This window comes from Mycobacterium sp. 852002-51613_SCH5001154, from assembly GCF_001667425.1.
Classification (GTDB): domain Bacteria; phylum Actinomycetota; class Actinomycetes; order Mycobacteriales; family Mycobacteriaceae; genus Mycobacterium.
Genome location: NZ_LZII01000038.1, coordinates 1 through 2,014, shown reverse-complemented (window position 1 = coordinate 2,014; position 2,014 = coordinate 1). Strand labels below are relative to the sequence as shown.

2 protein-coding genes are annotated in these 2,014 nt (G+C 70.7%); both read right to left on the bottom strand.

Annotated features, from left to right (window positions below; all coding sequences use genetic code 11):
- Positions 1 to 131 precede the first annotated feature (131 nt).
- A complete protein-coding gene (locus A5750_RS10130) occupies positions 132 to 467 on the bottom strand; it encodes a hypothetical protein (RefSeq protein WP_066946044.1) in 336 nt (111 codons plus the stop codon).
- Positions 467 to 1,828 carry a replication-associated recombination protein A gene (locus A5750_RS10125; protein WP_066946046.1) on the bottom strand — a complete coding sequence of 454 codons (1,362 nt, stop codon included), beginning with the start codon at positions 1,826 to 1,828 and terminating at the stop codon, positions 467 to 469. The genes A5750_RS10130 and A5750_RS10125 overlap by 1 nt, the downstream gene beginning before the upstream one ends.
- Positions 1,829 to 2,014: the final 186 nt, after the last annotated feature.

Here is a 2,014-nt window from a genome sequence, read left to right as displayed (position 1 = left end):
GTGAACATTTTTTCACGCTGACCACGGAATACGCGCTGAGGGCTAGTCTGGTGGGCTCGGAGATTTGTATAAGAGACAGCACTCGACGCCCGCTGTGCGGCTCGCCGCACACTCGACGCGCCTAAAGCCTTTCAGGGCAGCGCGTCGCCCGGGAATCCGCGGCTGGGGTGCACCTCGAAGGTGAAGACGCCGGCGGCCACGCCCGGGTCGTCGGCCATGATGGCGGCGGCGTCGTCGACCGAGGCCGCGAACACCGCGACCCCGCAGACCTCGGAGTCGTCGGTAACCGGCAACACGATGACCAGGACGCCGTCGTCGCGCAGCCCGAAATTGCGGCGCCCGTGCTCCCAGACGGTCCCCGGGGTGGTGTCCTCGCCGAAGCGCGGCCCCCGCTTGAGGATGACCACGCTGTAGGGCTTGGTGGTCGCCAGCAGCCGGCCCATCTCCTCGTCAGTGAAAGTTTTCATCACCGTCCCCGCTTCCTGCGGATGATCGCCCGCAACCGTTCCAGCCGCCCGGCCATCTCCCGCTCGCCGCCCCGGCCGGTCGGCCGGTAGTAGTCCGCGCCCACCAGCTCGTCCGGCGGATACTGCTGGGCGACGACGCCGTCGGGATCGTTGTGCGAGTACTGGTAGCCCTGCGCGTGTCCCAGCGCAGCCGCGCCGGAGTAGTGCCCGTCGCGCAGATGGGGCGGCACCAGGCCGGCCTTGCCCGCCTTGATGTCGTCCATCGCGGCGGCCAGCGCGGTGGTGACGGAGTTCGACTTGGGCGCGGTGGCCAGGTGGATGGTGGCGTGCGCCAGCGTCAGCTGCGCCTCGGGCATGCCGATCAGCTGCACGGTCTGGGCGGCCGCCACCGCGATCTGCAGCGCGCTCGGATCGGCCATGCCGATGTCCTCACTGGCCAGGATCATCAGCCGGCGCGCGAGGAACCGCGGGTCCTCCCCCGCGACGAGCATGCGGGCCAGGTAGTGCAGCGCCGCGTCGACGTCCGAGCCGCGCACCGACTTGATGAAGGCGCTGACGACGTCGTAGTGCTGGTCGCCGTCGCGGTCATAGCGCACCGCGGCCTTGTCCAGCGACTGCTCGATGGTCTCGACGGTGACTGAGTCGCCGGCCCCCTGAGCCGATTCGGCCGCGACCTCCAGCGCGGTCAGGGCCCGGCGGGCGTCGCCGGCGGCCAGCTGCACCAGCAGGTCGACGGCGTCGGGCGCCACGGCGACCTTCCCGCCCAGCCCGCGCGGGTCGTCGATCGCCCGCTGGACGACGGCGCGGATGTCGTCGGCGCCCAGCGGGCGCAACTGCAGGATCAGCGACCGGGACAGCAGGGGCGCCACCACGGAGAACGACGGGTTCTCGGTGGTTGCCGCCACCAGCAGCACCACCCGGTTCTCCACCGCGGACAGCAGGGCGTCCTGCTGGGTCTTGGAAAAGCGGTGCACCTCGTCGATGAACAGCACCGTCTGCTCGCCGTTGAGGAGCGCATGCCGCGCCTTCTCGATGACCGCCCGCACGTCCTTGACCCCGGCCGACAGCGCCGACAGCGCCTCGAACCGGCGGCCGGTCGCCTGGGAGATCAGCGCGGCGAGTGTGGTCTTGCCGCTGCCCGGCGGGCCGTAGAGGATGGCCGACGCGACGCCCGATCCCTCGACCAGGCGGCGCAGCGGCGACCCGGGCGCCAGCAGGTGCTCCTGGCCGACCACCTCGTCCAGCGAGGCCGGCCGCATGCGCACCGCCAACGGTGCACCGGCCGACACGCCCAGGGCGTGATCGCTCGTCGGCGGCGCGCCGGGCAGGTCAAAAAGACCGTCGGACACGGCTTCAGGCATACCACGAAAACCAATCCGGGCGCCGAGCACTCATCTTTGCTAAGTTCCCGTGTGCGCGTGCCCACAGGTTGAGTCAACAGCTAGGACGGACATGAGCCAGCCTCCCGAGTATCCAGGCACCCCGGCCGATCCCCACGGCAGCGAGCACAACCCTCCGGGCTACCCACCGCCCCCCAACTACGGGGC

Excerpts from the sequence above, each read along its gene's own strand:
- A5750_RS10130 (WP_066946044.1), bottom strand. The coding sequence starts at position 467 with ATGAAAACTTTCACTGACGAGGAGATGGGCCGGCTGCTGGCGACCACC.
- A5750_RS10125 (WP_066946046.1), bottom strand. The coding sequence starts at position 1,828 with ATGCCTGAAGCCGTGTCCGACGGTCTTTTTGACCTGCCCGGCGCGCCG.